Origin of the sequence: Streptomyces sp. NPDC093085 (genome assembly GCF_040683935.1) — a bacterium.
Lineage (GTDB): Bacteria > Actinomycetota > Actinomycetes > Streptomycetales > Streptomycetaceae > Streptomyces.
Map to the genome: position 1 here is coordinate 14,489 of NZ_JBFBFB010000016.1, position 25,742 is coordinate 40,230.

Consider the following 25,742-nt stretch of genomic DNA (forward strand, 5'->3'; position numbering starts at 1 on the left):
AGCGGCCCTGCCTACGATCGATTCCGAACCGGATGAAGAGCGCCGGAAGCGACCGGAGCAACGAATGCGACCGAAACAGAACGCAATCGACGCACCGGAAGCGCCCGGAGCAACTGCGGACAATTCAGCGGTACCGATCTTCACGGAAAAGGAAACCGACATTGTCTCTCGCGCCGGAACCGACCCCGGTGGCCGAGCGGCCGGAATCGCTCTCCCCTTTCGGCCGCGACGACCTCTCCCTGCTGGACGCGGTGGGACAGTCGGGCGATCTCGGTGAGGTCGCCCGCAGGACCGGCACCCGGCACGCCGCCGTCCAGCGCCAACTGGACCGTCTCGACCGGGCCGTGGGGGTCCCGCTCACCCTGCGCAGCCACCACACCGCCCGGCTGACCTCGGCCGGGCAGCGGCTGCTCGTCGCCGGGCGCCGGTTCTTCCACCAGATCGACCTCGCCGCCCGGGTCCACCTCCTCGGGCACGGCACCGAGGCCGTCGACGCCCCGGAAGTCCTCTCCATCGCGTCCGGCGAACCGCTGCTGGAGGAGGTCGTGGAGGACGCGGCGGCCCTGCTGGGCCTGCTGCTCTCGGTCCGGTACGAGGCGCCGCACCGGGTCGCGGGACAACTGACCGGCTACCACGTGGACGCGGTCTACACCTGGGGCCTGGACCCCCAGCCCCCCTCCTGGGACCGGACGCTCCGCGCCCACGACGTCCTCGACGACCCGCTCTGGGTGATCCTCCCGCGCGACCATCCGCTCGCGGTCCGGGAGACGGTCTCGCTGGCCGAACTGCGGGACGAGACCTGGGTGTCGGAGACCGGGCCGGCCTGCGAGATCCTGGTGGCCCGGGTCTTCCAGTCGGCGGGCCTGCCCGCGCCCGCCCGGCTCCGGGTCACCGACGCCTCGGTCGCCCGGGGCGTGCTGCGGCGCGGGGACGCGATAGGTCTCGGCTCCCCCGCCCAGCCGGCCGTTCTCGACCCCTCGCTGGTACGCCGCTCGCTCGCGGAGCGCCCGTACCGCACCACACGGCTGCTCGTCGACCCCACGGTCATGCCCGGGACGGTGGCCCGCCGGCTGGCCGGGCTCATCGCCGACCGGCAGTTACGGCGCTTCGCCGAGCACCACCAGGACCTGCTGGACGAGGAGTGGTGGGCCCGCTGGTACGAGGAGCGGAGCGGGCGGCTCACCGGCGGCGCCCCGGACCCGGGTCCCGCACCGGCGCCCGCCGAGGCCCGCAAGCTGGACCTGGCCGATCTCCGTCTGCTGCGGGCGGTCGCCGCGCACGGCAGTATCAACCGGGCGGCGGCCGTGCTCAGCATCAGCCAGTCGGCGCTCACCCGGCGCATCCACCGCCTGGAGCGCTCCCTCGGCGCCCCGCTGCTGCTGCGCAGCCCCCGGGGCACCGAACTGACCACCTCCACCCGGCGTTTCCTGCGCGGTCTCGCCCGCTACGAGGCGGAGTTCCGGGTCGCCGCGGCGTCCTGCCGGACCGTCGGGCCGCCGCCGCCGCGCGACCCCTGGCCGGCCCGGCCGCCCACCGCGGCGGGACGGGCCGGAGCCTGAACGCCCGCTCGCGCCGCCCCGGGCCTGAACGCCCGCTCTCGCCGCCCCGGGCCGGGACGACGAGAGCGGGCGGCCGGTCCGGCAGGTCACTCCGCGCCGAGCGCCACGTAGTCGTACATCCCGAACGAACCGGTGACATAGACGTTCCGGGCGTCCGGGTGGCGGTAGAGCAGGGAGCGCGGGTAGAGGTACGGCACGATCACCGCGTGGTCCATGGTGAGCCGGTCGATACGGTGCCAGATCTCCGCGCGCCGCGCCGGGTCGGCACAGGCGGCGCCCTCGTCGAGGAGGGCGTTGATCTCGGGGTCGTCCAGCTCGCCCATGTTCTGGTTGCCGCGCTCCTTGATCGCCCGCCCGTCGGTGATCTGCTGGAGGAAGCCGTAGCCGTCCGGGAAGTCGGCGCCCCAGCCGAACATGATGATCCCGATCCCGTGCTCCCGCAGATACGCGGGGCTCCCGCCGTACCGGTCGAAGTAGTCCCCGGAGGGAAAGTCCAGGACCTCCGCCTCGATACCGACCCGGGCGAGGCCGGCCGAGAGCGCCTCGGCGGCCCGGTACTCCTTGAGCCGGTCCTTGCGGGCGGCGATCTTCGTACGGAAGCCGTCCGGCATCCCGGCCGCCTTCAGCTCGGCGCGGGCCGCCGCCAGGTCCCCGGTGCCGTGCGGGCCGACCGGGTAGCGGTCGAAGGCCCGGTGTCCGTCGAGCGTCGGCGGCAGGATGGTGGTGGCGATGTCACCGCCGACGGGGCCGCCGTACGCCTCCTGCATGGCCGCCTTGTCGGTGGCGAACTGCACGGCGCGCCGGCAGTGCACGTTGTCGAACGGCGGGATCCGGCTGGAGAGGCAGTAGATCCAGGTGAACCCGGTCAGCGGGTTGTCGGCGTTCGCCCGGAGCGCCGGATCGGCGAGGATCCGCTCCTGCGTCGAGGGCTGCACCCCGAAGCCGGCCAGGTCGATATGGGCCTCGCCGGAGAGCAGCAGCCGGTCCACCTCGTGCGGCTCCTTGCCCAGATGGACCTCGATCCGCCCGGCCCGCCGGACCCGTACCGGGTCGGTGTCCTGGTCCCAGTGCGGGTTGGGCTCCAGGACGGCCAGTTCGCCACGGGTGTACGAGGCGACCCGGTAAGGCCCGGTCGCCACCGGCCTCAGCCGGTACCGCGCCCCGGTGTCGAGCCGGCGCGGCACCGGAGTCGTACTCGGCATCGTGGCCAGCAGATCGAGGCCGGCGAAGGGCTCGCGGAGCCGGAAGACCAGGGTGCGGTCGTCGGGCGTCTCCAGCGTGACCGGCCCGTCGGTGTCCGGCTCCCGCCACGGCCCGCCGTACTCCGTGCCGAGGAGGTGCCGGAAGTAGGTCGGCCCCGCGCCCAGCACGTCCGTACCGTAATTGCTGCGGGCGATCGCGTACTTGACGTCCCCGGAGGTGACGGGCGAGCCGTCCTCGTACCGCAGCCCCTCGCGCAGCCGGTACGTCCACACCCGGCCGCCCTCGGAGGACTCGCCCAGCGACTCCGCCAGATCGGGCACGAGCCGCTGCCCCGCCCGGCCCGGGGCGGTGTCGAAGGTGACCAGGGTGCGGCCGACGAGCCTGAGGAAGTTCCAGGTGTAGGCGTAGTAGGTGTTACCGGGGTCGAGCGAGTCGAAGTCGTCCGTACGGACGAGCCGGAGCGTACCGCCCCCGCCGCCCTCGCCCCCGGTGGCGCGGACCACCCCGCGCACGGCGCCGTCGAAGTCCTCGTCCGTGGTCGTCGACCGCGTGGTCTCCATGTCCCTCCACCCCTCGTAGCGTCGCCTTCCCCCACATCGTGCGGTCCCGAAGCACCGAACGGGGGCGGGGGCGGGGCGCACGCATAGCCGGGGGGCGGTCGGTATAGCCGGTCCGTACACGGGACGGTACGGCCGGTCCGCACACCGGGCGGTACACCGGTGTACGGACCGGCCGAGCGTGGCCGGCAGGTGTCAGGTCGTGTACTCCGAGTTGAGCCGCACATACCCCTCGGTCAGGTCGCAGCCGTACACCGTGAAGGCCCCCTCGGCGATGCCCAGGTCGATGCCGATGACGACCTCGTCGCCGCGCAGGTGCCCGGCGACGGCCTCGCGCAGGGCGTCCTCGTCGTGGTCGTCGCCGGGGCCCGGCGGGTAGACCTCGACCTCGCCGAAGCGGACGGCGACCTTCTCCTGGTCGATGTCGGTGTCGTCGGAGCACTTGCCGATCGCCATGACGACCCGCCCCCAGTTGGGGTCGCTGCCGTGCACCGCGGTCTTCACCAGCGGGGAGTTCACGACGGTCTTGCCGACCCGCTTGGCCTGGGCGTCGTCGCGGGCGCCGGTGACCCGTACCTCGATGACCTTGCTCGCCCCCTCGCCGTCCCCGGCGATGTTCTTGACCAGGGCCAGCGCGACGGTGTGCAGGGCCCGCTCGAACTCCTCCGGATCCACCTCCCCGGCGAGCCCGTTGGCGAAGAGCGCCGCCGTGTCGCTGGTGGAGGTGTCGGTGTCGATGCTCACCGCGTTGAAGGTACGGTCCATGACCCGGCGGAAGATCCGGTCCTGCTCGGCGGGGTCGAGCCCGGCGTCGGTGGCGAAGAACGTCAGCAGGGTCGCCATGTCCGGCTCCAGCATGCCGACCCCCTTGGCGATGCCCACGAGGGTCGCGGCGCCCACGCTCACCCGGACCTCCTTCGGCCGGGTGTCGGTGGTCATGATGGCGCGGGCCGCCCGGTCGAAACCGCCCTCGGGGAAGGGCGGCGCGAGCGTCTTGAGGTGGTCCCTGATCTTCCCCATCGGGTACTGGCGGCCGATCACCCCGGTGGAGGCGATGAGGAGTTCGTCCTCGGGCACGCCGAGGGTACGGGCGACGGACCCCCGGATCTCGCGCGCGTTCTCCTCGCCCTCCCGCCCGGTGGCGACATTGGCGTTACGGGCCACGACCACCACGCCACGGGCCCGCCCGTCGGCGCTCGCCTCCCGGCAGAGCCGTACGCTCGGCCCGGCGAACCGGGAGCGGGTGTAGACGGCGCTCACCACCGCCGGGACCGTGGAGGCGAGCACGGTGAAGTCGTCGCGGCCGTCGTCGGCCATGCCCACCGGTGCCGTGTGCACGACGAAGCCCTGCGGATCCCCCGGGGCCTGCGGTGCGGTGTCGGACATGTCAGCGTCTCCTGTCACGAGGAATTCCCCTGCCGCATCTTTTCCAGTCCTCCAGCATATTCATGCATGACGGCCGCCGTCCCCCGACCGGGACGGTCGGAGAACGACGGCCGTGGGACCAGGGCGCGGCGTCAGCCGTGGCGATTACCGCCGAGGCGAGAACGTCACCACGTCCCCCGCCCGCTCCCCGCCCGAGAGCTGGCCGTTGCGGTCGGTACGGATGTACACCCGGTGCAGCCACCGGTCCTTGCCGTCCCAGCGCGGGCTGAACGGCGTACGGGCGTGCGTGGTGCGGAAGTTGTCGATGATGAGCACATCGCCCGGGGTGAGCTTGACGCTCTCCGTCACATCGTCCAGCGCCCGGGAGAGCGCGGCGACAGCCTCCTTGTCGGCCGGCTCCTCGGGCACCAGCAGTTCCCGGTCGTACCCCAGGTACGGGTCCTCCGCGTCCCCGTACAGCGGCTTGATGTCGGCGATGGCGCCCGGGTCCTCGACCCCGCCCCGGAAGGCCACGTCCACGCAGCAGGGCAGCTTCCGGTCGAAGAGCCGCGCCCGGGTCCGCTCGTCGAGCAGCGGCAGCGCCTTGCGGACCGACCCGACCAGCGTCTCCGCCCGGCGCTCGTGGTCCGCGCGGGAGCAGGCGAGCATGACGTAGTTCGGCTGGCGGACGTGGTACGCCATCTCCGTGTGGAACTCCAGCAGGGTCTCGGAGGTCTCCGAGGAGAGGTAGTGCGCGCCCGGCGAGGGGTAGACGTCGTGGTAGACGGTGCCCGAGCGCAGCTCCTGGTATCCCGTGTGGAGGCCGAGCCGCCGCCCGGCCAGCGCCAGCATCGCCTCCATCACCAGCCGCCGGCGCTCCACCGGGGCCGGCGTGGACGTGGGGGTCTCGGGCAGTTCGTCCTCGTCGACGGGGAGCCCGCGCAGCAGCAGATAGCCGTCCTCGTTGCTCTCGGCGTCGAAGGTGTCGAGGGCGGCGGCCAGCGGCTCCGGCAGCCGCTCGGAGAGTTCCTTCGCCCGCTGGAGGAAGCCGTGCAGGTCCGTGCGGGGCACGTCCGGCAGTTCGGCGGCGAGTGCGAGCAGCTCCTCGCGGTACGGGGTGCAGTCAACTATCGGTGAAGCCATGGCGTGAGGTCTCCTTCACATCTGAGGGTGGTGGGCGCGGGCGTACTGGTAGAGCAGTTCGGCTCCGATCTCGGTGGCCAGGACCGAGGTGATCCCGCCGTGGTCGTAGAGGGGCGACACCTCCATCACGTCGAAGCCGACCGGCTTGAGGTCACCGACACAGCGCAGCAGAGCGAGGAGCTCGCGCGAGCTGAGCCCGCCCGGGGCGGGTGTGCCGGTACCGGGGGCGAAGGCCGGGTCGACCACGTCGATGTCGACGGACACGTACACAGGGCGCCCCCCGACCCGCTCCCTGACGAGGTCGGCCGTACCGCCGACGCCCAGCTCCCCGAACTCGTCGGCGGTGACCACCCGGACGCCGTGGCCGCGCGCGTAGTCGAGCGAGTCGGGCTTCGGGTTGTGGCCCCGGATCCCGATCTGGACCATGGCGGCGGGGTCGACCAGCTTCTCGTCGATCCCGTGCCGGAAGGGCGTGCCGTGGTGGTAACGGCCCCCGTAGAAAGCCGGGTTGGTGTCCGAGTGCGCGTCCAGGTGCACCACGGCGACCGGCCCGTGCTGCTCGGCGACGGCCCGCAGGGCCGCCACGGTCAGCGAGTGGTCGCCGCCGAGCATCAGAAAGGCGGCGTTGGCCTTGAGCAGCCCGGCCAGATGGCGCTGGGCCGTCTCGATCGCGATGTTCATGTCGAACGGGGTGAGATCGATGTCCCCGGCGTCGACGCAGTTGATCAGGTCGAAGGCGCCGGGACCCCGGTCGATACCGACCCCGTGGATCAGCCCCGACTCATTCCGGATGGAACGCGGCCCGAACCGCGCGCCGGGCCGGTAACTGGTGCCACCGTCGTACGGGGCCCCGATGACCACGACGTCGTAGCCGCTGGGATCCCGGTCGTGGGGCAGCCGCATGAACGTGGGAATCTGTGCATAACGGGGCGAAACGTGCGAGTCGATACGCTCCACGGTCTCAGCTCCCCTCCTGGAGATCGGCACGGGCGGCGCGGGCCGTGTGGGCGGTAGGGGCGTCGTGGGCGACGCGGGCCGTAGGGGCGGTACGGACCGTATGGGCGGTGCGGGCCGTGTGGGCGGCGTGGCCGACGCGGCCGGCACGGTCGCCGCAGGCGGCAGGGCCGGTACGGACAACACGGCCGGTACGGCCGGGTCGGGCGGCACAAGCCGCGCGGGCGGCCCGGCCGGCACGGTCGGCGCGGCCGGCGTGACCAACGCGGCCGACGCGGCCAACGCGACCGGCATGGCCGAGACGGCCCCGTCGGGTGTGCGCGGCGTACGCCGCGTGCGCGGTCACGCGGCGCCCCGGGCGAACCGGTCGGCCACCGAGCGCACCACCTCCGTGACGTCCACCCCCGCCGGATCCCGGCCGCCCGCCACGGTGAGGGCGAACACCTCGCGTACCACCTGCCGCTTGGCCCTGCCGACCGCGTGCTCGGCGATTCCGTGGCCGGTGAGGAGCCGGGAGAAGGACGAAGTGGTGCCGGAGCCCTCGTGGACGCCGAGCTTGGGCCGGAGCACGGTCTCCTCGGGCAGCGCGTCGGCCAGCGCGGCGCGGAGCACCCACTTGTCCCTGCCGTACCGGCGCTTGAGCCCGGCCTCCAGCGCGACCAGCAGGTCGAGCACGTCCCGGTCCCAGTAGGGGTGGGTCGTCCAGTGCCCGGCGAGCGTGGAGAGCACCGGGGTCATCTCGTTGAGGCCGTCGTACGTCGCCATGTCATGGGCGACGGCGGAGTCCAGCGCCGGCAGCCGGTCCTCGCGGTGCATGCCAGCGAGCGGGATGTCCGCGCCGTACCCGGTGAGAATCCGGCGCGGCGGCCCGCCGAGCGCGCGGTAGAGCGCCACGAGCGGCAGCAGGTACTCGACGATGTCCGGGTCCACCGACTCCGACGCCCAGATGGCGTACGGCAGTTGGGCCAGCAGGTCGGCGGAGGCCACGGTGATCTCCCGGTGCCCGCTGCCCAGATGGCCGGCGACCACCCGGGCCTGGGGGAACTCGTCGGAGACATCCGTGCCCATGGAGACCGAGTCCAGCCCGCCGGAGGCCCGGTACGCGCAGGCCGCGACGGCGGAGGAGTCGATGCCGCCCGACAGCACCACCAGCGGCGTCGCGCCCGGTGTCACCCGGGCCGCGACGGCCCGCTCCAGGGCGGTGCGGACGGCCGCCACCGCCTCGTCCTCCGGCAGGATCCGCCGGGCCAGCGGCGGCGTCCAGGTGCGGTGGACCTCCGCCGTACCGGACTCCACCCCGATGTCCAGCACCGCGCCCGCCGGGACCTGGTGCACCCCGGCGAGGCCCGGCACCCGCCGGGCGCCCGCGAGCGGGAAGCCCCGGGGGGCCGGTTCGCCGGCGAGCGTCTTGGCCTCGGTGGCCGCCCTGACCTCGCCGGGTGCCATCCGTACGTACAGCGGCACCGATCCCGCGTGGTCGGTGGCGAGCAGTACCCGGGCCCCGGTCCTGACCACCGCCGCGAAACGCCCGTTGACCAGCCGGAAGGCATGCGGCCCCGAGCGTTCGAGCAGCCGCAGCAGCAGCTCGGCGTCGCTCTCGGCCGCCGCCGGGGGCAGTACGGAGCGGAGCTCGGCGCGGTTGTAGAACTCGCCGGCGAGGAGCACCACGGTCTCCCCGTCCCGCGCCCACGCGCCGTCGGGGGCGGCCCCGGGGGCATGGACGAGGGTGGCGGCCAGGTGCTGTCCCCGCAGGGCGGCCTCGACACCGGTACGGTCACCGCGCGCGGCGAAGGCCGGACCGGAGCCCGCGCCCCTGTCCGTACCGCCCGTACCACCCGTACTGTCCGCACCTCCGTCCGTACCGCCGTGCGTACGGACGGAGGCCAGGAACCCGAAGGCGGCCGGGAAGCCGGTCGAGAAGCCGGTCGGGAAGTCGGCGTTCTCCATGATCAGATGCTCAGGGCGCCGAAGCCGCCCGGCTGGAAGTCGTACTGGACGGGCACCTCGATCAGGAAGGGCCGGCCGAGCTCCGCCCCCTTGCGCAGCGCCGCCAGCAGCTCCTGCCGGTCGGTCGCCCGGGTCGCGTCGACCCCGTTGGCCTCGGCGAGGGCGACGAAGTCGACGCCGGTGAACTTCACCGCGGGGTCGTGGCTGCGGTGGTGGCCGATGTTCTGGTACAGCTCGATCAGCCCGTTGGTGTCGTTGTTGACGACGACGGTGACGATCGGCAGGCCCAGCCGGGCGATGGTCTCCAGGTCGGCGCTGTTGGAGTGGAAGCCGCCGTCGCCCGCGATGAGGAAGGTCGGCTGGCCGGGCCGGGCGAGCTGGGCCCCCATCGCGGCCGGGATGCCGTAGCCGAAGCTGGAGCAGCCGGCCGAGGTGAGGAAGCCGAAGGGCTGGTCGGCGCGGGCGAACAGCACACCGTAGTGCCGGAAGAAGCCGATGTCGGAGACGATCGTGCCCTCCCCGGGCCCCGCGGTCTCCGCCATGACGGTGTTCATCGAGTCGATGACCTGGTGGACCCGCATCCCGTCGTCGTAGCTCTCCGGGTCGGCGAGGAACTCCGCGATCCGCGCGCGCAGCGGGGCGATGTCGTGCCGCTCCTTCGCCGCGAGCGAGGCCGTCGCCGTGTCGAGGTGCTCGACGAAGGCGAGTACGTCGGTGACGACGTCGACGGTGGGCCGGTACACCCGCGGGATCGGGTTCGGGGTCGGCGAGACACGGACGGTCCGCTTCTCCGCGCCCTTCTGCCACATGGAAGGACGCAGGTCCTCGGCGTAGTCGTAGCCGAGGGTGAGCACCAGGTCCACCGGGGCGAACAGGGTGTCGAGCGCGGGGAAGTTGAGGATGCCGTCCATGTAGCCGGTGACGGCGCCGTAGTTGAGCTCGTGGCCGTGCGGCAGTACGCCCTTGGCGATGTACGTCGTGATGACCGGGATGTTCAGCCGCTCGGCCAGCGCGCGGACGGCCGGCACCGCACCCGAGCGGATCGTGGCGGCGCCGACCACCAGAACCGGGTGCCGGGCCCCGGCCAGCAGCTCGGCGGCCTGGTCCGCGGCGCTCCGCCACCCCTCGGCGACGGCCCCGATCGGCTTCGCCGGCGTCTGGGCCGGAGGGTTCGGCGCCGAGGCGTCGATGCCTTCGGAGGAGCCGAGCAGGTCGACCGGGAGGGAGATGAAGGAGGGGCCGACCGGCTCCGTCATGGCCGCGCTCACGGCGGAGTCGACGAGGTCGGTGATCTCGTGGGGGCGCTGGAGCTCCACCGCGTACTTGGACATCGGCGCGATGACCGCCACCGAGTCCAGGCACTGGTGGGTGTCGTTGGGGAAGATGTCGTGCGACTCGGACTGCGCGGCGAGCGCGATGACCGGGGAGCGGTCGAGGACCGAGGTGGCGATCCCGGTGGCGAGGTTGGTCATGCCGGGGCCGAGGGTGGCCCAGCAGGCCTGCGGGCGGCCGGTGATACGGGCGAGCACGTCGGCGGCGACACCGGCGGTGAACTCGTGCCGGGTGAGGACGAACTCGACCCCGTCGACCTCGTCGAAGAGGATCGAAGCGGCTTCGCGGCCGACCACGCCGAAGACCTTCTCCACACCGTGGTCGCGCAGCCGGGAGAGCAGCGCGTGCGCGGCGGTGGGTCCGGTGCTGGGACCGGTCGATACACGGGACATGGATGTCTCCTGACTCGGATGACTCGGGATGGCTCGGACGACCCGGCCGGTCGGACGACTCGGCCGGCTCGGACGACTCGGACGACTCGGACGACTCGGACGACTCGGACGGCGGCGAGGGACGTTTCCCGGTCACAGTGACCGCGTGCGCTCTTCGCGCCCTCTCCCGGGGATATCGGGGGAGCGGACGGAGAGCGGACGGAGAGAAACCACCGCACCGAACGCGCTTTCCACGCCATTTCCGGAACCGCCGAAACGGCGGAATCGAGCCAGATAATTCGGAAGAACAGGGCGACCGGGAAAGACCGCCTTCATTGGTCCAGACCAATATGTTCACGCATGGTCACGATCCCGAGAGCCCGACACCGGGCGCTTCCCGTGGCATAGTCGCACTTTCCGTACTTTGCCCGCGCTTTACCCTATGATCGGGGTGATTCGTTCCGCTTATCCGCCAGTTTTTTTCATCGCGGCGGGAACATGTCCTGAATCTCGCGTTGGTCGAGTGACGCAAGGGAACACCCTCATAGCCTGGTGCCCATGACATACTCCACCGGCCCTGGCGGGCCTCAGCGTCCCGGCCGCCGCCGCTCCCGAGGCCGGACCGTCGCGGCGGCATGCGCCGTCCTGGCGGTGGCCGCGGGAGGGGGGTACTGGGGTTACACCAGCCTGTCCGACCGGCCGGAAGCCGAGGACCCCCAGGTGGTGGCGGCGACCGAGGAGCTGGAGGAGTTCTTCACGGCCTGGCGGGCCAAGGACGCGAAGCGGGCCGGCGGGCTCACGGACACCCCGGACAACGCCGAGTCGCTGATCACGTCCGTGATGACGAATCTGAAGCCCACCACGACCGAGATCAAGGCCGGCGAGGGAAGCCGGAAGACGGAAGGGGAAGTAGAAATTCCCTTTACCGTGACGATGGCCCTCCCGGGCGCGGGCGACTACTCCTGGAAGTCGAAGGCGAAGGTCCTTGAGGGGTCGGGAAAGTGGAAGGTCGAATTCCGCACCGAGATGATTCACCCGTCGATGGTTCCGGGCCAGACGCTCGCCCTCGAATCCCGGGAACGGGCGGCGATCCTCGACGCGAACGGCGACGAACTCCAGTCGGCCTCCCTCGTGGGCACGGTGGACGAGAAGACCGGAAAGGGCACGTCGGGCCTCCAGGCGCGCTACGACAAGCGGCTCACCGGGGGCACCGGCGCCGCGAAGTCCGTCGTGATCGTGGACCGGAACTCCGGTGAGGTGGTGAAGAAGCTCACCGGCACCGGCCCCGACCAGGGAAAGCCGGTGAAGACGACCATCGACCCGGTGATCCAGCAGGCCGCCGCCGAGGCGCTGGAGGGCATCGAGAAGAACGCGGCGATCGTCGCCGTCGACCCCTCCACCGGACATGTCCTGGCCGCCGCGAACAGACCCTCGGGCATGAACCGCGCCCTGGAGGGCCGCTACCCGCCCGGCTCGACCTTCAAGGTGGTGACCGCGGCGGCCCTGCTGAAGCAGGGGATGTCCCCGTCGGACCCCGCGCAGTGCCCGAAGTTCGCCGAGGTGAACGGCCAGAGCTTCGAGAACCAGGACCAGTTCGTCCTCCCGCCGGGATCCACCTTCCGGGACAACTTCGCCCACTCCTGCAACACCTTCTTCGTCAACTCCCGCGGCAAGCTGGAGAACTCGACCCTGCGGGACACCGCGGCGGCCTTCGGCATCGGCGGTGAGTGGGACGTGGGCGCGGTGACATACGACGGCAGTGTCCCGGTCGCCACCGACGACAACGACAAGGCCGCCTCGACCATCGGACAGGCCAGGGTGGAGGCGTCCCCCCTGGTGATGGCCTCGCTGGCGGCCTCCGTGAAGTCCGGCTCCTTCAAGCAGCCGGTGCTGGTGCCGGACGCGGTGAAGAAGCGGTACGAGGCGACCGCGAAGCTCGACCCGAAGGTCTGGGATTCACTGCGCGAGATGATGCGCGCGACCGTCACCGACGGCGCCGGCCGGGCCCTCAAGGACCTCCCCGGCGAGCCGCACGCCAAGACGGGCACCGCCGAGTTCGGCACCGAGACCCCGCCGCGTACCCACGCCTGGATGATCGGCTACCAGCAGAACCGCGAACTCGCCTGGTCGGTCCTGCTGGAGGACGGCGGCTCGGGCGGCAAGGACGCCGGCCCCGTGGCCGCGAAGTTCCTGCAAAACCTGGGAAGTTCCTGAGCTTCCCGAGCCCCGGGAACGCCCCGGCAATCCCGCCCCCGCCCACGTCCGCCCGCCCACGCCCGCCCACGCCCACGTCCGCGCCCCCCACGTCCGCCCCTCCCACTGCCACCCTCCACCCACCACCCTCCGCCCTCCCGCCCCCCCACAGACTTCCGACCTCCACGCTTCCACCGCCACCCTTCCAAGCCCCTGACGAGCAGAGAGGAGGAGAGACCTGACCAACGCACAGAGCCCGGACTGATCCGCGTTACGGGGGAGTTGACGCGGCGAGGACGTCCGAGGAGAACCGGCGGGCGCGTCACGCCCACCGGCCCTCCACGACGGTCCGCACGCAGCGACTCACGGTCACCTTTCCGCGGCGGCATTCCCCCTTGCCCGAAAGCAGAGCCACCGGTGCCCCCTTCGGAGTTCCCCGACGGGTCCGCACCCTCTCCTGGGCTTCCGGCATGAAGTGACAGGCGCCACCGTGCACCATCAGTTGCCATCAGAACCATGCCCGGGGCCGCCCGTTCCCGCGGCCGGGGCAGGGTTCGACGAGGACAAGGGGGGTTCCACCATGAGCACCTGGAACAATGTGACGGTCCGGCTTCTCGGCCCGCCGGCCCTGGTGAGGGGCACCGACGTGATACCGGTGCCCGGGCAGAGACAGAGACGCTTCTTCACCTCACTGGCCCTGCGCGCCGGACATGTCGTCTCCAAGGAGACGATCAGCGAGGACTCCTGGGACGGCGAGCCACCGCTCACCGTCGCGGGCCAGTTGCAGACCTCGGCCTGGATGATCCGCAGGGTCCTGGAACAGGCAGGGCTCTCCCGCTCCACCCTCGGCTCGTACGATCACGGCTACGAACTGCGCGTACCTCCCGAAGCCGTCGACCTGTTCGTCTTCCGGGACGCCGTACGGCAGGCCAGGGACAAGTACGCGCTGGGGCTCCACCGGGACGCGTCCGACCTGCTCAACACCGCACTGACCCGGTGGACGGGACCGGCCTTCCCCGACGTCACCTCCAGCCGGCTCCGCCGGCGGGCGGAGGCACTGGAACAGGAGCGGAAGGCCGCCTTCGAACTACGCGCGCTGATCGACATCGGGCTCGGCCACTACACCGAGGCGATCAGCCGGCTCTCCGAACTCGTCGGCCACGACCCCTTCCGCGAGGACCTCTACGCCAGCCTCATGCGGGCCTATTACGCAGAGGGACGCCAGGCCGACGCGATCCGCGTCTACCACCAGGCGAAGAAGATCCTGCGGGAACAGATCGGCATCAACCCGGGCACCCGGATGGTGACGGTGATGGAGGCCATCCTGCGCCAGGACGAACAGTTGTTCCAGATAAGCAACCACGAGATGCACTGACCAGGCGACGGGGCGGCCGCCGAAGGGCAACCAGCAACCACAAGAAACCGGACACCGAGCACCACATACAAACCCCAGAGTCCCCAGACCCCAGAACCGAGGCCCAGACCCCAAGTCCCCCAACGCCGCCGCCCCGCAGCCCCCTCCCCTCTCACCCTCCCCCCAACGTCCCCCCTCCTCCCTCCACCCTCCCCCCTCCCCGTGACTCAAAAGCACCCCGCATCCGGTCGCCTACCGTAGTCTCCCCTCGCTCAAGGTAGTCACGGCACGAGTGAGCGGGTGGAACATTGACCGGGCGACGAACGGTCCTCAGAGGAGTCCTGGCGGCATCGGGCGCCGCGGTCGTACCGGGGAGCCTCGCCGCGAGACCGATCGCCGGGCGGGGCGGCCCGTACACCACCCCCGTACGGCTGCGCTGGCTCGGCGTAGCGGGGTGGGAGATCACCATCGACGGGGGCCGCACCATCCTCTTCGACCCGTATCTGAGCCGCATCCCGTGCCTGGACGCGACGGGCCGGCTCGACCCGGGCCTCCCCCTGCGGACCGACCAGGAGCTGGTGGAGCGCGTGGCCGGAGAGCAACTCCCCGACGCCCCCGAACTCGTCCTGCTCAGCCACGGCCACTTCGACCACGTGGCCGACGTACCGCAGCTCATGGCCCGTCCCGGCTGGCGCGGTGACCGGATCCGCACCATCTGCGACGAGACGGTGCGCCATCTGCTCGCGGCCATGGGAACACCGCGCTCCCGCCTCGACGACGTCATCCAGGTCAAGGGCGGCGAATACCTTCAGTTCGACGGCTACACCGTGGAGGTCTTCCGCAGCCTGCACAGCCAACTGGCCGACCACGGCTGCTTCGCGCCGGGCCGGAGATTCTCGGTGCCGGAGCGGCCCACCGTCCTCGCCGACCTCGTCGAGGGCGACACCCTCGCCTACCAGGTCTCCGTCGAGGGCGGCCCGTCCATCCTGCTGATGGGCGCGAGCAACTTCGTGGAACGCGAACTGTCCGGGATCCGGCCGGATGTCGCCCTCGTACCGATGAGTTCGCACGGGGCGGTGCACCGCTATGTCGAGCGGCTGCTGACCGCGGTGGGCAACCCGCCCCTGCTCATCCCCACCCACCACGACGACATGGCCACCCCCCTCCACGCACCCCCCGCCCGCCTGGCCGCCTCGGCCGCCCCCTCGGCCGCCGAGAAACTCTCCCAGGCCGCCACCCCCGCCTCCCGCGTCCTCTCCCCCACCCCTCTCCGCCCCATCCCCCTGACCACCGCACCGAACTGACCCCCGCACCGAACTGCCCCACACCGGCCCCACACAGCCCCCACCCCGCCCCACCCCGCGCGCAGAGCCGCCCGAGAGCCCCCGAAGAGCACCACCGATGACCATGGTCGCGTCCACAGAAGACAAAGAAGAAAGAAAAGAAAGAAGGACGCCCCACATGGCAATGGCCCACATGACAAAGGCATGGCGTTCCGTGATCGCGCTGGCGGCAGCGGCCGCGGCGACGCTCGGCACGACGAGCGCCGCGCAGGCGGCCGAGAATGCCGAGGAGTTCAGCTTCACCCCGGAGAAGTACACCGCGGTCCAGTTCGGCACCTCGAAGGCCGAGGTCGAGGAGTTCCTCGGCGTAGGCCTGACCAAGCCCGGCTCCCGCGAGGGCTGGTGCGAGGGCGGGGTCTCCCTCCTCTGCTTCACCGAGTCGAACGACTACGCCCCGTACGGCGGCTTCGCGTTCAACGCGAACGGTGAACTGATCGACAAGCGACAGGAGTTCCTGTTCAAGCCGAAGACCCCGTCGACAACCCTGAACCAATACAACGCGGTCAGCATAGGCATGACCGCGAACCAACTCTGGTCGACCGTCTCCCCGGACTCCTGCGTGGTGTCCCAGGAGCGCTACACCGACTGGCCCGCGACGACCAACCACCGCCTGACGTACTACTGCACCGCCACAACAGGCCTCTTCCCGCCGAACGCACGCTTCTACGTAGTAGACGGCAAGGTCACAGAAAAGTACCAGCGCTCCCTGACCTGACCCCCTAACTCCCCACCCCCGGAAGGGGTGCCCCACCCAGCGGAGCACCCCTTCCGACCTGCGCATACGCCGACCTACTGCGGTGGTAAGGCTCAGCCAAAGTCCATGGCGCCCATCCCACCAACCTTGGACGCCCCGACCACCCCCCGGCCGGAACACCGAGCCTCGCGACCTCGTACGGACATCAGCAGACCTCCAGCAAGGCGCCGTGCCCCCGGCAACGCATCGCCGGGCAGGAGCGGATGCCGGGTGCGCGGAACAGCCCGAGCCCGGACACGCCACCGCCGAGTTCCCTACATGGCTGAACCCGCTCGCCTCAATCCATGATCTTGGAGGCTAAGGTTTCCAGCCACGTGATCCTCAAAAGCTGTCCATGCCTGTTTCCCTGGGGGGATATCCATGCGCTCTGTTCGTCTGAGATCTCTGTGTGCCGCTGCTGCCTCGCTGACGCTCCTATCTCTGTCCGCCGCCTGTTCCGGATCCGGGGCCAGCGAGCCCGCATCGGCCGACAGCCCGAAATCCTCCACCACACCGGCACAGGGGCATCCGCTCACAGCAACGGAGTTGAAGGCTGCCTTGCTGACGGAGGAAGAGGCGACAGGCTTCGATATCACGCTCACCGAGACGGTCGAAGGAGCCGGCGGCAAGTGGGAGGACCCCACCACGGTCAAGCCTGCGGTGTGCAAGGTCCTGTGGAACTCCGAAAACAAGGGGTTCGGGGAGACGGCTGCCGCCCATTCGATCCTCTACCCTGCTTCAACCAGCATCGACACGCGCGCGACACTGCTTTCCTCCTACCCCGCGGACGCGGCACAGGCACGAATGTCGACACTCCGTAATTCCCTGGCCACCTGCGAGAAATTCGAGACCGAGAACGAGTACGGGCAGTCGTCCAACAAAACCGAGAAGTTGAACACGCCGGAACTCGGCGATGAGGCAATCCGCTTCCTGACAACTGGGCAGGTGAGGACCGCAACAGTGAACAAGGGGAAGATCTACCACCTGACCACTGTGGTACGCACCGGAAACGTCGTGACACGGTTCAGAACGGACGTGATGCTGGGCGAATTCACAAAGCCCGGTCAGGCGGACCGCTTCATCCCCGAGCCGGACGATGTCCTGATCGCCGCCCAGATCGCAAAAGTGGAAGAGGCCATACGCGCCCGCCCCTGAGTCTTCGAGCGGAACTCAGCCGGCGGCCAAGCAGTCCCACCCCCGTGGAAGTCGCGTACCGCGCCGGCCACAGGATCGCAGCGCTCTACCGCTCCCACGCCAACCATCTGATCCAGGGGTCGGAAGAGACGGACGGAGCCTGATCCTGGCCCGCGCATGGCCCACGTGCACTGCTCAGAGGCGATACATCCCCAAGTCGGGATGAGACAGGATAAAGACAGAGGGCGTAATCCCGATTCGAGATCACGCCCTCTGACCAGCCTTAACGCTGGCCTGCTGCGGTGGGTGTGGGATTTGAACCCACGGTGACTCGCGCCACGACGGTTTTCAAGACCGTTCCCTTAGGCCGCTCGGGCAACCCACCCACGCCCCGCCCACCTGCGACGGAGCGGCTACAGCCTACCGGCTGGCGCGGGCGGGCGCTCGTGGCTGGCCAGAAGGGGGCCGCAGGCCTGTCTACGCCTCCCGGTCGGGGCTCGGGCGTTCCGTTGGTCGGCTTCTTGTTCGATCGTCCGGCTCGGGGCGTATGTCTCGTCCGCACAGCGCCCGGTGGTATCGCAGGTGGGCTTCGCTGATGCGATGATCGGGGTGGCGTCGTAGTTCTCCTCCACGACGGTCGCCCGTGGTGGAGCGGATGATCCCTTTCGGATCGACGTAGATCGCCAGAGTGTCGAACTGCACGTGATGGTTGGGGCACAGCACAAGAAGGTTGGCGAGTTCATCGGGCCCGTTGTGCGGCTGTCCGAGGCCGCGGATGTGGGCCGCCTCGCTGTAGGTACCGAATCTTGTCGCCAGTTGCTTGCCACAGACCTGACAGTGGTCCGCGTGCAGATCTTTGACCTTGTTGGCCAGCCCGACGTCGCGCACCACGCGGAACGTGTGCGTGGCACGACGAGCGGCAGGGCCTTGTTGCCCCTGCTCTTCTGCCGGGGCCTCGGTGCCGCTCGCGTTCTCGTAGCCGGACAGGCCGAGTTGCTCCATCAGCCTGTGTTGAGCGGGATCGTCGAAGTAGGTTTCTCGCAGGACGGCGATTGCCTGAGACCGTACGAAGGGATCGCTCAACAGACGGTCGGCCTGCCGTGTGAGGCCTGCTTGCGGCTCAGATCTGTTGAGCAGCGAGGCACTGATTTTGCTTGCCTGCTCGGCGGAGAGGCCATCAACGTCCCACAGACCGCTGGTCCGCAGATGCCAGAACGGGTACTCCGGCGTCGGGGTGGAGCGGGAGTGGCCGAACTCGACCAGCAGGCCGCCCACCTCGTCACGGAACGTCGGCCAGGGTGAGAGCCGGGGCTCGCCTCGGGCGTTCCTCGCGATGGCCCACATCAGGGTCAGGGGTTTGTGGGGGCTCGTGCGTCCGTTCTGCTGATGCGCCCTGAGGTTCCTCAGCTTCGCCATGAGCCGGGCCGCCGTGAGTTCAGGCTGCCGGTCGTCGCCGACGACGATGGGTACGGGTCGGCTCCGCGGCTGAGGAGGAGTGGGGAACAGCATGCCCTCATCCGCGGGGGCGTCGGCGGATCGAGGGCTTGCTCGGGGCTCCCCGAGCTGAAGTGGACGTTGACGTACCTGTGGCAGGACGCCAGAGCCACCTTCCACCCACCGCTGCCAGGAGCGCGGAGCGCGTTCCAGTGCCTCGTCCGTCGACAGACTCTGATTGCCGCGGGCTTCGATCCAGGCCCAGTTCAGTCGGTCGTCTTCTGCGCTCAGATCGAGAAGAGCCAATTCGTAGCGGAAGTTGGGGAATGGCCGTCCCCTGTCGGTCTGCTCCATCTCCTCGACGTTCCCGATGACCGCCAAGCCGCAGAACTTTACGTACCCCTTGGGAGTCTTGTTGCGTGTCACCGTCGCGAAGACGAGTAGCGGTGCCGCCAAGGTCCGCTCCTGCACGGACAGGGCGCAATGGCTCGCCCAAGCCCTCCGCAGCACCTTGTTGCCCTGTGTCTCACCCACGGGAACGGTGTGATCGACGCGGTGATCTCCGAAGTAGACGACTCGTCCGTTGTCCAGGTCGAATTCATCGTGCCAGGGCGTCTCGACGGAGCCGGCCTTCCACGGGCTCGAACGGATGAGGACCGCCGGTCGCCGTGCAACGTTCGCGACCTTGACCTCGGCGATGGGGTTGATCCCCTTGCTCAGCTGTATCGGAGCGAGGATCCGTGAAGCCGTGCGGTGGTGGATGTTCGGATAGCCGTCCACTGTCTCGACGGACGGTTCTCTGGCCCGTGAAGATCTCAGCACCTCACCGACACGCAAATAGCTGCCCACCGGGCATCCCCCACCTCACTGTCGTCGTTACGGCGTTTTCGCCGGGCAGAGAGACCAATGATGCAGAAGACTCCCCGTCCTACGTGCCTATTTTGACGCCGGGTCGAGGGTTCGGGAGGGGCGTCGGTTGTGGGGGTCGGTTGTCGGGGTGGGGGACGGGGGAGGGGTGGGGTGGTGGGGGAGGGCCGTGGCGAGGAGGGCCAGGAGGAGGGCGGTGGTGGTGAGGAGGGCGCCTACCCAGTTCGGGGCGGTGTAGCCGAGGTTGGCCGAGATGGCTGCGCCGCCCAGCCAGGCGGCCAGGGCGTTGCCCAGGTTGAAGGCGCCTATGTTGGCGGCGGAGGCCAGGGTGGGGGCTGCCGCGGCCTGGTCCAGGACTCGCTTCTGCAACGGGGGCACCGTGGCGAAGCCCAGGGCGCCGATCAGGGTGAGGGTGATCGCGGCGAGGGCCTGGTGGTGGGCGGTCACGGTGAACAGGAGCAGTACCGCGGCCAGGGCCGCCAGGGTGGTGAGGAGCATGGGCATCAGGGCGCGGTCGGCGAACCTGCCGCCGAGCAGGTTGCCGAGGAACATGCCGATGCCGAACAGGACGAGCAGCCAGGTCACGGAGGTCTCGGAGTAGCCGGCCACCCGGGTCATCATCGGGGTGATGTAGGTGATCGCCGCGAAGACACCGCCGTACCCGAGGACGGTCATCGCCATGGCGAGCCAGACCTGCGCGTTCTTGAAGGCGGCGAACTCCGCGCGGATGTCGGCGGCCCCGGGTCTGCCCTGCTCCGGAACGAGCCGGGCGACGCCGAGGAGGCCGATGACTCCCAGCGCGGCGACGACGGTGAAGGTGACGCGCCAGCCGGCCGCCTGCCCGACGTACGTACCGCCGGGGACACCGACGATGTTGGCCACGGTCAGGCCCATGAACATCAGGGAGATGGCGGATGCCTTCTTCTCCGGCGCCACCAGGTCGGCGGCGACCACCGAGCCGATACCGAAGAACGCGCCATGGGCGAGTGAGGCGACGATCCGGCCGATCAGCATCACGCCGAAGCCGGGCGCCACGGCCGAGAGGGCGTTGCCCACGACGAACAGGCCCATGAGGAACATGAGCATCTTCCTGCGGGACACCTTGGTGCCGAGCACGGTGAGCAGCGGGGCGCCGACGACGACGCCGAGGGCGTAGCCGGACACCAGCCAGCCGGCGGTCGGGATGCTGACGTCGAAGCTGTCGGCGACCTGGGGCAGCACACCCATGATCACGAACTCGGTGGTGCCGATCCCGAAGGCCCCGATGGCCAGGGCCAGGAGCGCTAGAGGCATGGAGAGGGGCCTTCCCGTGGATGCCGAGTGCCGCACTACGGTCACTTTGATTGCAGCATGAGATTATCCTCGTCCACAATAGTTGCACACGCGGGCTATGCGCAAGCGCGGGATGATGTGGTCCGCATGTGCCGTCTCGTGCAAGCATTGACAGGGCGGGGGGAGGCCCGCGCCGACGAAGGAGGCTCCTGTGACCGCCACCGACCCAGACCCGGCCCTTTCCGATCTGGCACAGGGCTGGTGCGCCCTCTCCCTGCTGCACAGCAAGATCGAGGCCCATCTCGAACGGGTGCTGGAGGCCGAGCACGGTCTGAGCGCCCGCGAGTACTCGCTCCTCGACGTGCTCAGCCGGCAGCACGACGGGGACGGCGGGCACCTGCAGATGAAGCAGGTCGCCGACGCCGTCGTGCTCAGCCAGAGCGCCACCACCCGCCTGGTCACCCGGCTGGAGAACCGCGGGCTGCTCTCCCGTTACTTGTGCCCCACCGACCGCCGGGGGATCTACACCGACGTCAGCGACACCGGCAGGGAGCTGCTGGAGGCCGCCCGTCCCGTCTACGACACCGCCCTGCGCGCGGCCCTCGCCGAGGCGGCCCAGGACACGCGCGTCGAGCCCCTCGTCCAGGCGGTGCGCTCACTCCCCGGGCCGAAGGGGTGACGGGGCGGAGGGCGGAGGGGCGGAGGGCGGAGGGGCGGAGGGCGGAGGGGCGAAGAGGCGGAAGGGCGGAAGGGCGGAGGGGCGGAGGGGCGGAGGGGCGGAGGGGCGAAGAGAGGTGACGGGGTGACCGGGTGACGGCGGAGCGGGGCGCCCGGGTTCGGTCGGGGCCCCGCTCCGTCTTGCTTCTTGTTCGCTTCTTCGCGGCTTACGGCCGCTCCTCAGCCCTCCGTCAGCTCTCGCCCTCGCGCTTGCCCAGCGTCACCTGCGTCGTGGACTCCTTGCCGTCACGCAGGTAGGTGATCGTCACCTTGTCGCCCGGCTTGTGGGTCCAGATCTGGCCGATCAGAGTCGGGCCGCTGTCGATCGGGGTGCCGTTGAACTTCGTGATGACGTCGCCCGCCTTCAGGCCCGCCGTGGCCGCCGGGCCGTTCGGGGTGACCGAGGGGGTGCCGCCGTCCGTGTCGGTGGCGATCGTCGCGCCCTCGCTCGACTCGCTCATGGAGACCGTCGCGCCGATCACCGGATAGACCGGCTTGCCCGTCTTGATGAGCTGCTCCGCGACGTTCTTCGCCTGGTTGATCGGAATGGCGAAGCCGAGCCCGATCGAACCCGCCTGGGACTGGCCCAGGCCGCCGCTGCCCGCCGACTGGATCGCCGAGTTGATGCCGATGACCGCGCCCCGCGCGTCCAGCAGCGGGCCGCCCGAGTTGCCGGGGTTGATCGACGCGTCGGTCTGGAGGGCGCTCATGTACGAGTTGCCGGAGCCCGAGCCGTCACCGGAGGCGACCGGGCGGTTCTTGGCGCTGATGATGCCCGTGGTCACCGTGTTGGAGAGGCCGAAGGGCGCGCCGATCGCGATCGTCGTGTCGCCCACCGCCACCTCCTCCGAGTTGGCGAGCGGCAGCGGGGCGAGCCCCGAGGGGGCGTTCTTCAGCTTCACCACCGCGACGTCGTAGCCCTGCGCCCGGCCGACCACCTCGGCCGCGTACTTCTTGCCGTTGGAGAACGTCGCGGTCAGCTCACCACCGTCGGCCGCGGAGGCGACCACATGGTTGTTGGTGAGGATGTGGCCTTCCTTGTCGTAGATGAAGCCGGTGCCCGTACCGCCCTCGCCGTTGCCGCCCTTCGCCTCGATCGTGACGACGCTCGGCAGCGACTTGGCGGCCACCGAGGCGACCGTACCCGCGTCGCGCTTGACCTCCTTGGGGGCGTCCTCCGCCGAGACGGTCGTGGACCCCAGGCCGCCGTCGTTGTTCTCCGCCGCCCAGTAGCCGACCCCGCCGCCGACCCCGCCCGCGACGAGCGCAGCGACGAGGACGGCTGCGATCAGTCCGCCCCCGCCCCGACGCGGCGGCTTCGGCTCGTTGCCGGGCATCGGCGCGCCCCAGACGGGCGCGTCACCGCCTGCTCCGTACGCGGGCTGCACGGGCGGGGGCGGCGGCCAGTCGGCGTCCGCGGCCCGTGCCGCGGTGGGCTCGCCCACGGAGGCGCCGACCGGGACCGGGCCCTGCGGATGGGCGGCGGCGGAGTACCCCGGAGCCGGGTACTCCGGTGCGGCATACCCGGAGGCCGGAGCCGACGGCGCGGCCGGCGGGACAGGCGGGGCGGGCGGGGCGTACGGAGGGTGCTGCGGCGTGTGGGGCGGCGGCCCGGCAGGGTGCTGCCCGGAGGGTACGGCGTCGGCCAGCCGGTCGGCAGAGTGCTGTCCGGAAGAGTGCTGTCCGGAAGATACGGCGTCGGCCGGCCGGTCGGCGGGGTACGGACCGGGCGTCCTGTCCTGGGGAGCGGAGGGGGTCGCGGGAGCCTGTCGTGGCTCCGAGCCCGCGGACCCCGGTGTGGCCTCCCCGGCGGTCTCTCGCGACGCGGACGCGGGTGTGCCCTCGGGAGCGGCATCCGGCACGGGAGGTACGGACGGGACGGCGGGGCCCGTGGTGCCCTCGTTCTCGGTGCTCACAGCTCTTTCTCCTCGGTTCCACTCGGTCTTCGGCAAGAGTCCGCTGTGCAAGTGTCTGCGGTCAGCTTTTCCCACAGCACGTCAGACCACTGTAAGCAGGACCTGTGCATCCGCCCGTCCATCTTTACTCCGGACATTACGGACAGTCCCGCAGGTGATCCCCGGGATGGCCCCACACAGGGTCACAACGACCCCGTACAGGGTCACAACGGCCCCGTCCAGGGTCACACGGCGCCCCCGCACGACCGCGTACGACCATCCGAACACACGTCTGCCCCCTCACGATGACACCATGACGCGGTGACCCAAGCACCACTGCCACGTCAGCACACCATCCAGGTCGTCGCCCACCGCGGAGCCTCGGAGGACGCCCCCGAGCACACCCTGGCCGCCTATATGAAAGCCATCGAGGACGGTGCGGACGCCCTGGAGTGCGACGTACGCCTCACCGCCGACGGTCATCTGGTCTGTGTCCATGACCGACGCGTCAACCGCACCTCCAACGGACGCGGCGCCGTCTCCGCCCTGGAGCTGGCCGAACTCGCCGCCCTCGACTTCGGCTCCTGGAAGGACAGCGAGGAGAGCCCCGACTGGCGGGACCCCGAGTTCACCTCCGTGTTGACGCTGGAGCGGCTCCTGGAGCTCGTCGCCGACGCGGGCCGCCCTCTCCAGCTCGCCATCGAGACGAAACACCCCACCCGCTGGGCTGGCCAGGTGGAGGACCGGCTGCTGCACCTGCTCCGCCGCTTCGGCCTGGACAACCCCGGCGGAGCCGGTAACCCCGGAGGCGTCCCCGGCGGGGCCGGCGGCTCCGGTGAGGCCGGCGACTCCGGCGGCGCATCCGGGCCCCAGGGCTCCGGCGTGCGCATCATGAGCTTCTCGGCGCGCTCCCTGCACCGGATCGCCGACGCCGCGCCCCGGATCCCGACCGTCTACCTGATGCAGTTCCTCTCGCCCCGGCTCCGCGACGGGCGGCTGCCCGCGGGCGCGCGGATCGCGGGCCCCGGGATGCGTATCGTCCGCAACCACCCCGGATACATCGCCAAGCTGCACCGGGCCGGCCATCGGGTCCACGTCTGGACGGTGAACGAACCCGAGGACGTCGACCTCTGTGTACGCCTCGGAGTCGACGCGATCATCACCAACCGTCCCCGCCAGGTGCTCGCCCAGCTCGGTCGGCCCGTCCGAGACACCCCGTAGACACCCGCACCCCCACCCCTCCGAGGACACCTGGTGTATACGCTCGGTCACGGGGAGTGCACCGGCGCGTTCGGCATGTGTTCGAGTGTGACAAGTGCGCCAAAGGCCCTCGCCCGGCCGGTTTCCGGCTCAGGCCACCGGGGCATTCACACGGTGGCGTGGGGCAGAGGAGGTCTCGGGGGTGGCGTTTGTGGTGACACAGGAAGTACCCACGTCGTCGTGCATGGCCGTGCCCCATGGCCCTGCGGGCGTGGGCCAGGCGCGGCATCGGATGCGGGAACAGCTGAGCCGCAGCGGGGTGTCGGAATCGGTCGTGGACGATGCCGTACTGATCCTTTCCGAACTCGTCAGCAACGCCTGTCGGCACGGCAGACCGCTGAAGCCGTCGGACCGGGGCGACGGCGACATCCGCGCGGAGTGGCGCGTCGACAAGGCCGGACGGCTGACGGTCGAGGTGACGGACGGTGGCGGCCCGACCCGCCCCATTCCGGCCACCCCGTCGGTCACGGCCCGTGGCGGCCGGGGGCTCAACATCATCGCCGCGCTGGCGCAGGAGTGGGGCGTACGGGACAGCGCGACCGGCGAGGTCACCGTCTGGGTGATCGTCACCGAAGGACACCGCCGCGAGGACTTCGCCACCCGCGTCACGGGCCCGGCACTGACGGGGCTCGACGGCCTGACCGACCTCGACGAACTGGACGACCTCGGCGAACTCGGCGGCGAACTGGGCGGACTCGGCGGACTGGAAGGCCTGGACGGCGAACTGGACGAGCTGACGGGCGCGGGCGGGCTCGGCGCCCCCCAGGGGCTGGACGCCCTGGACGCCCTCGACGGCCTGGACACCCCCGACGACCTGGACGGTCTGGAGCGGGTCGACAGCCTGGAGGGGCTGAACGGACTCGACGGCCTCAGCGGTCTCGCCGGCCCCGCCGGCCTCCACCGGCTCGGCGGCCCCAGAGCGGCGCCAGGCGCCCCCGGTACGGGACCGGGCCACGGACCAGGACCAGGACCAGGCCAGGGTCCCGGCACGGGGCCGAGGAGAACGGCGCCGGGCGTACCGGCCCCGGGCAGACCGGGCCAGGGCAGACCGCGAGCGGGTTACGTGGACTCACGCGACGATACGGAGTGATCCGGACCGCCGGGTACGG

The 25,742-nt window shown here is 70.6% G+C and carries 17 protein-coding genes, 1 tRNA gene and 1 pseudogene; 9 read left to right on the top strand and 10 right to left on the bottom strand.

Annotated features, from left to right (window positions below; translation table 11 throughout):
- Positions 1 to 161: 161 nt before the first annotated feature.
- A complete protein-coding gene (locus tag AB0O07_RS31285; RefSeq protein ID WP_365639696.1) occupies positions 162 to 1,559 on the top strand; it encodes a LysR family transcriptional regulator in 1,398 nt (465 codons plus the stop codon).
- Positions 1,560 to 1,645: 86 nt separating this feature from the next.
- Here AB0O07_RS31285 and AB0O07_RS31290 read toward each other — a convergent pair whose 3' ends face one another.
- The 6 genes from AB0O07_RS31290 to AB0O07_RS31315 form a co-directional block, all read right to left on the bottom strand.
- On the bottom strand, positions 1,646 to 3,322 hold the full coding sequence (locus AB0O07_RS31290) for an ABC transporter substrate-binding protein (protein ID WP_365639698.1): 1,677 nt from the start codon (positions 3,320 to 3,322) through the stop codon (positions 1,646 to 1,648).
- A 192-nt stretch (positions 3,323 to 3,514) separates the two neighbouring features.
- On the bottom strand, positions 3,515 to 4,705 hold the full coding sequence (gene argJ, locus AB0O07_RS31295) for a bifunctional glutamate N-acetyltransferase/amino-acid acetyltransferase ArgJ (protein WP_365639700.1): 1,191 nt from the start codon (positions 4,703 to 4,705) through the stop codon (positions 3,515 to 3,517).
- A 144-nt stretch (positions 4,706 to 4,849) separates the two neighbouring features.
- Positions 4,850 to 5,827 carry a clavaminate synthase Cs1 gene (gene cs1, locus AB0O07_RS31300; RefSeq protein ID WP_365639702.1) on the bottom strand — a complete coding sequence of 326 codons (978 nt, stop codon included), beginning with the start codon at positions 5,825 to 5,827 and terminating at the stop codon, positions 4,850 to 4,852.
- Between the two features lie 15 nt (positions 5,828 to 5,842).
- Complete coding sequence (gene speB, locus AB0O07_RS31305; protein WP_365639704.1) at positions 5,843 to 6,784, bottom strand: agmatinase; 942 nt, start codon at positions 6,782 to 6,784, stop codon at positions 5,843 to 5,845.
- Between the two features lie 339 nt (positions 6,785 to 7,123).
- Positions 7,124 to 8,728, bottom strand: coding sequence for an asparagine synthase-related protein (locus AB0O07_RS31310; RefSeq protein ID WP_365639707.1), 1,605 nt, complete (start codon positions 8,726 to 8,728; stop codon positions 7,124 to 7,126).
- 2 nt (positions 8,729 to 8,730) lie between these two features.
- A complete protein-coding gene (locus AB0O07_RS31315) occupies positions 8,731 to 10,452 on the bottom strand; it encodes a thiamine pyrophosphate-binding protein (protein ID WP_365639709.1) in 1,722 nt (573 codons plus the stop codon).
- Positions 10,453 to 10,989: 537 nt separating this feature from the next.
- Here AB0O07_RS31315 and AB0O07_RS31320 point away from each other — a divergent pair.
- The 5 genes from AB0O07_RS31320 (at position 10,990) to AB0O07_RS31340 (ending at position 17,209) form a co-directional block, all read left to right on the top strand.
- Entirely contained in the window at positions 10,990 to 12,645 is a 1,656-nt protein-coding gene (locus tag AB0O07_RS31320) for a penicillin-binding transpeptidase domain-containing protein (RefSeq protein ID WP_365639711.1), read from the top strand.
- Positions 12,646 to 13,204: 559 nt separating this feature from the next.
- A complete protein-coding gene (locus AB0O07_RS31325) occupies positions 13,205 to 13,999 on the top strand; it encodes a BTAD domain-containing putative transcriptional regulator (RefSeq protein WP_365639714.1) in 795 nt (264 codons plus the stop codon).
- Between the two features lie 287 nt (positions 14,000 to 14,286).
- Positions 14,287 to 15,282: an MBL fold metallo-hydrolase gene (locus AB0O07_RS31330; protein WP_365639715.1), complete on the top strand. Its 996-nt coding sequence runs from the start codon at positions 14,287 to 14,289 to the stop codon at positions 15,280 to 15,282.
- A 157-nt stretch (positions 15,283 to 15,439) separates the two neighbouring features.
- Entirely contained in the window at positions 15,440 to 16,036 is a 597-nt protein-coding gene (locus AB0O07_RS31335; RefSeq protein WP_365639717.1) for a BLIP family protein, read from the top strand.
- A 399-nt stretch (positions 16,037 to 16,435) separates the two neighbouring features.
- The gene (locus AB0O07_RS31340) at positions 16,436 to 17,209 is read left to right on the top strand and encodes a hypothetical protein (protein ID WP_365639719.1); all 774 of its coding nucleotides are present in this window, start codon (positions 16,436 to 16,438) and stop codon (positions 17,207 to 17,209) included.
- A 279-nt stretch (positions 17,210 to 17,488) separates the two neighbouring features.
- On the opposite strand, the gene AB0O07_RS31345 is transcribed toward AB0O07_RS31340, so the two are convergent.
- The 3 genes from AB0O07_RS31345 to AB0O07_RS31355 all read right to left on the bottom strand — a co-directional run bounded on the left by AB0O07_RS31345 (position 17,489) and on the right by AB0O07_RS31355 (position 20,782).
- Positions 17,489 to 17,573, bottom strand: a tRNA-Ser gene (locus AB0O07_RS31345).
- Between the two features lie 92 nt (positions 17,574 to 17,665).
- Positions 17,666 to 19,471, bottom strand: coding sequence for an HNH endonuclease (locus tag AB0O07_RS31350; RefSeq protein ID WP_365639721.1), 1,806 nt, complete (start codon positions 19,469 to 19,471; stop codon positions 17,666 to 17,668).
- Between the two features lie 87 nt (positions 19,472 to 19,558).
- Positions 19,559 to 20,782, bottom strand: a complete 1,224-nt coding sequence (locus tag AB0O07_RS31355; RefSeq protein ID WP_365639722.1) for an MFS transporter — start codon at positions 20,780 to 20,782, stop codon at positions 19,559 to 19,561.
- A 190-nt stretch (positions 20,783 to 20,972) separates the two neighbouring features.
- On the opposite strand from AB0O07_RS31355, the gene AB0O07_RS31360 reads away from it, so the two are divergent.
- Positions 20,973 to 21,440: a MarR family transcriptional regulator gene (locus AB0O07_RS31360; protein ID WP_365639724.1), complete on the top strand. Its 468-nt coding sequence runs from the start codon at positions 20,973 to 20,975 to the stop codon at positions 21,438 to 21,440.
- Positions 21,441 to 21,669: 229 nt separating this feature from the next.
- Here AB0O07_RS31360 and AB0O07_RS31365 read toward each other — a convergent pair whose 3' ends face one another.
- A complete protein-coding gene (locus AB0O07_RS31365; RefSeq protein ID WP_365639726.1) occupies positions 21,670 to 23,394 on the bottom strand; it encodes a trypsin-like peptidase domain-containing protein in 1,725 nt (574 codons plus the stop codon).
- 300 nt (positions 23,395 to 23,694) lie between these two features.
- Here AB0O07_RS31365 and AB0O07_RS31370 point away from each other — a divergent pair, with 300 nt between their 5' ends.
- Together AB0O07_RS31370 and AB0O07_RS31375 are read left to right on the top strand one after the other, a co-directional pair.
- The gene (locus AB0O07_RS31370; protein ID WP_365639729.1) at positions 23,695 to 24,594 is read left to right on the top strand and encodes a glycerophosphodiester phosphodiesterase; all 900 of its coding nucleotides are present in this window, start codon (positions 23,695 to 23,697) and stop codon (positions 24,592 to 24,594) included.
- Between the two features lie 94 nt (positions 24,595 to 24,688).
- Positions 24,689 to 25,273: pseudogene (locus AB0O07_RS31375) on the top strand (ATP-binding protein); the annotation flags it as partial.
- Positions 25,274 to 25,742: the final 469 nt, after the last annotated feature.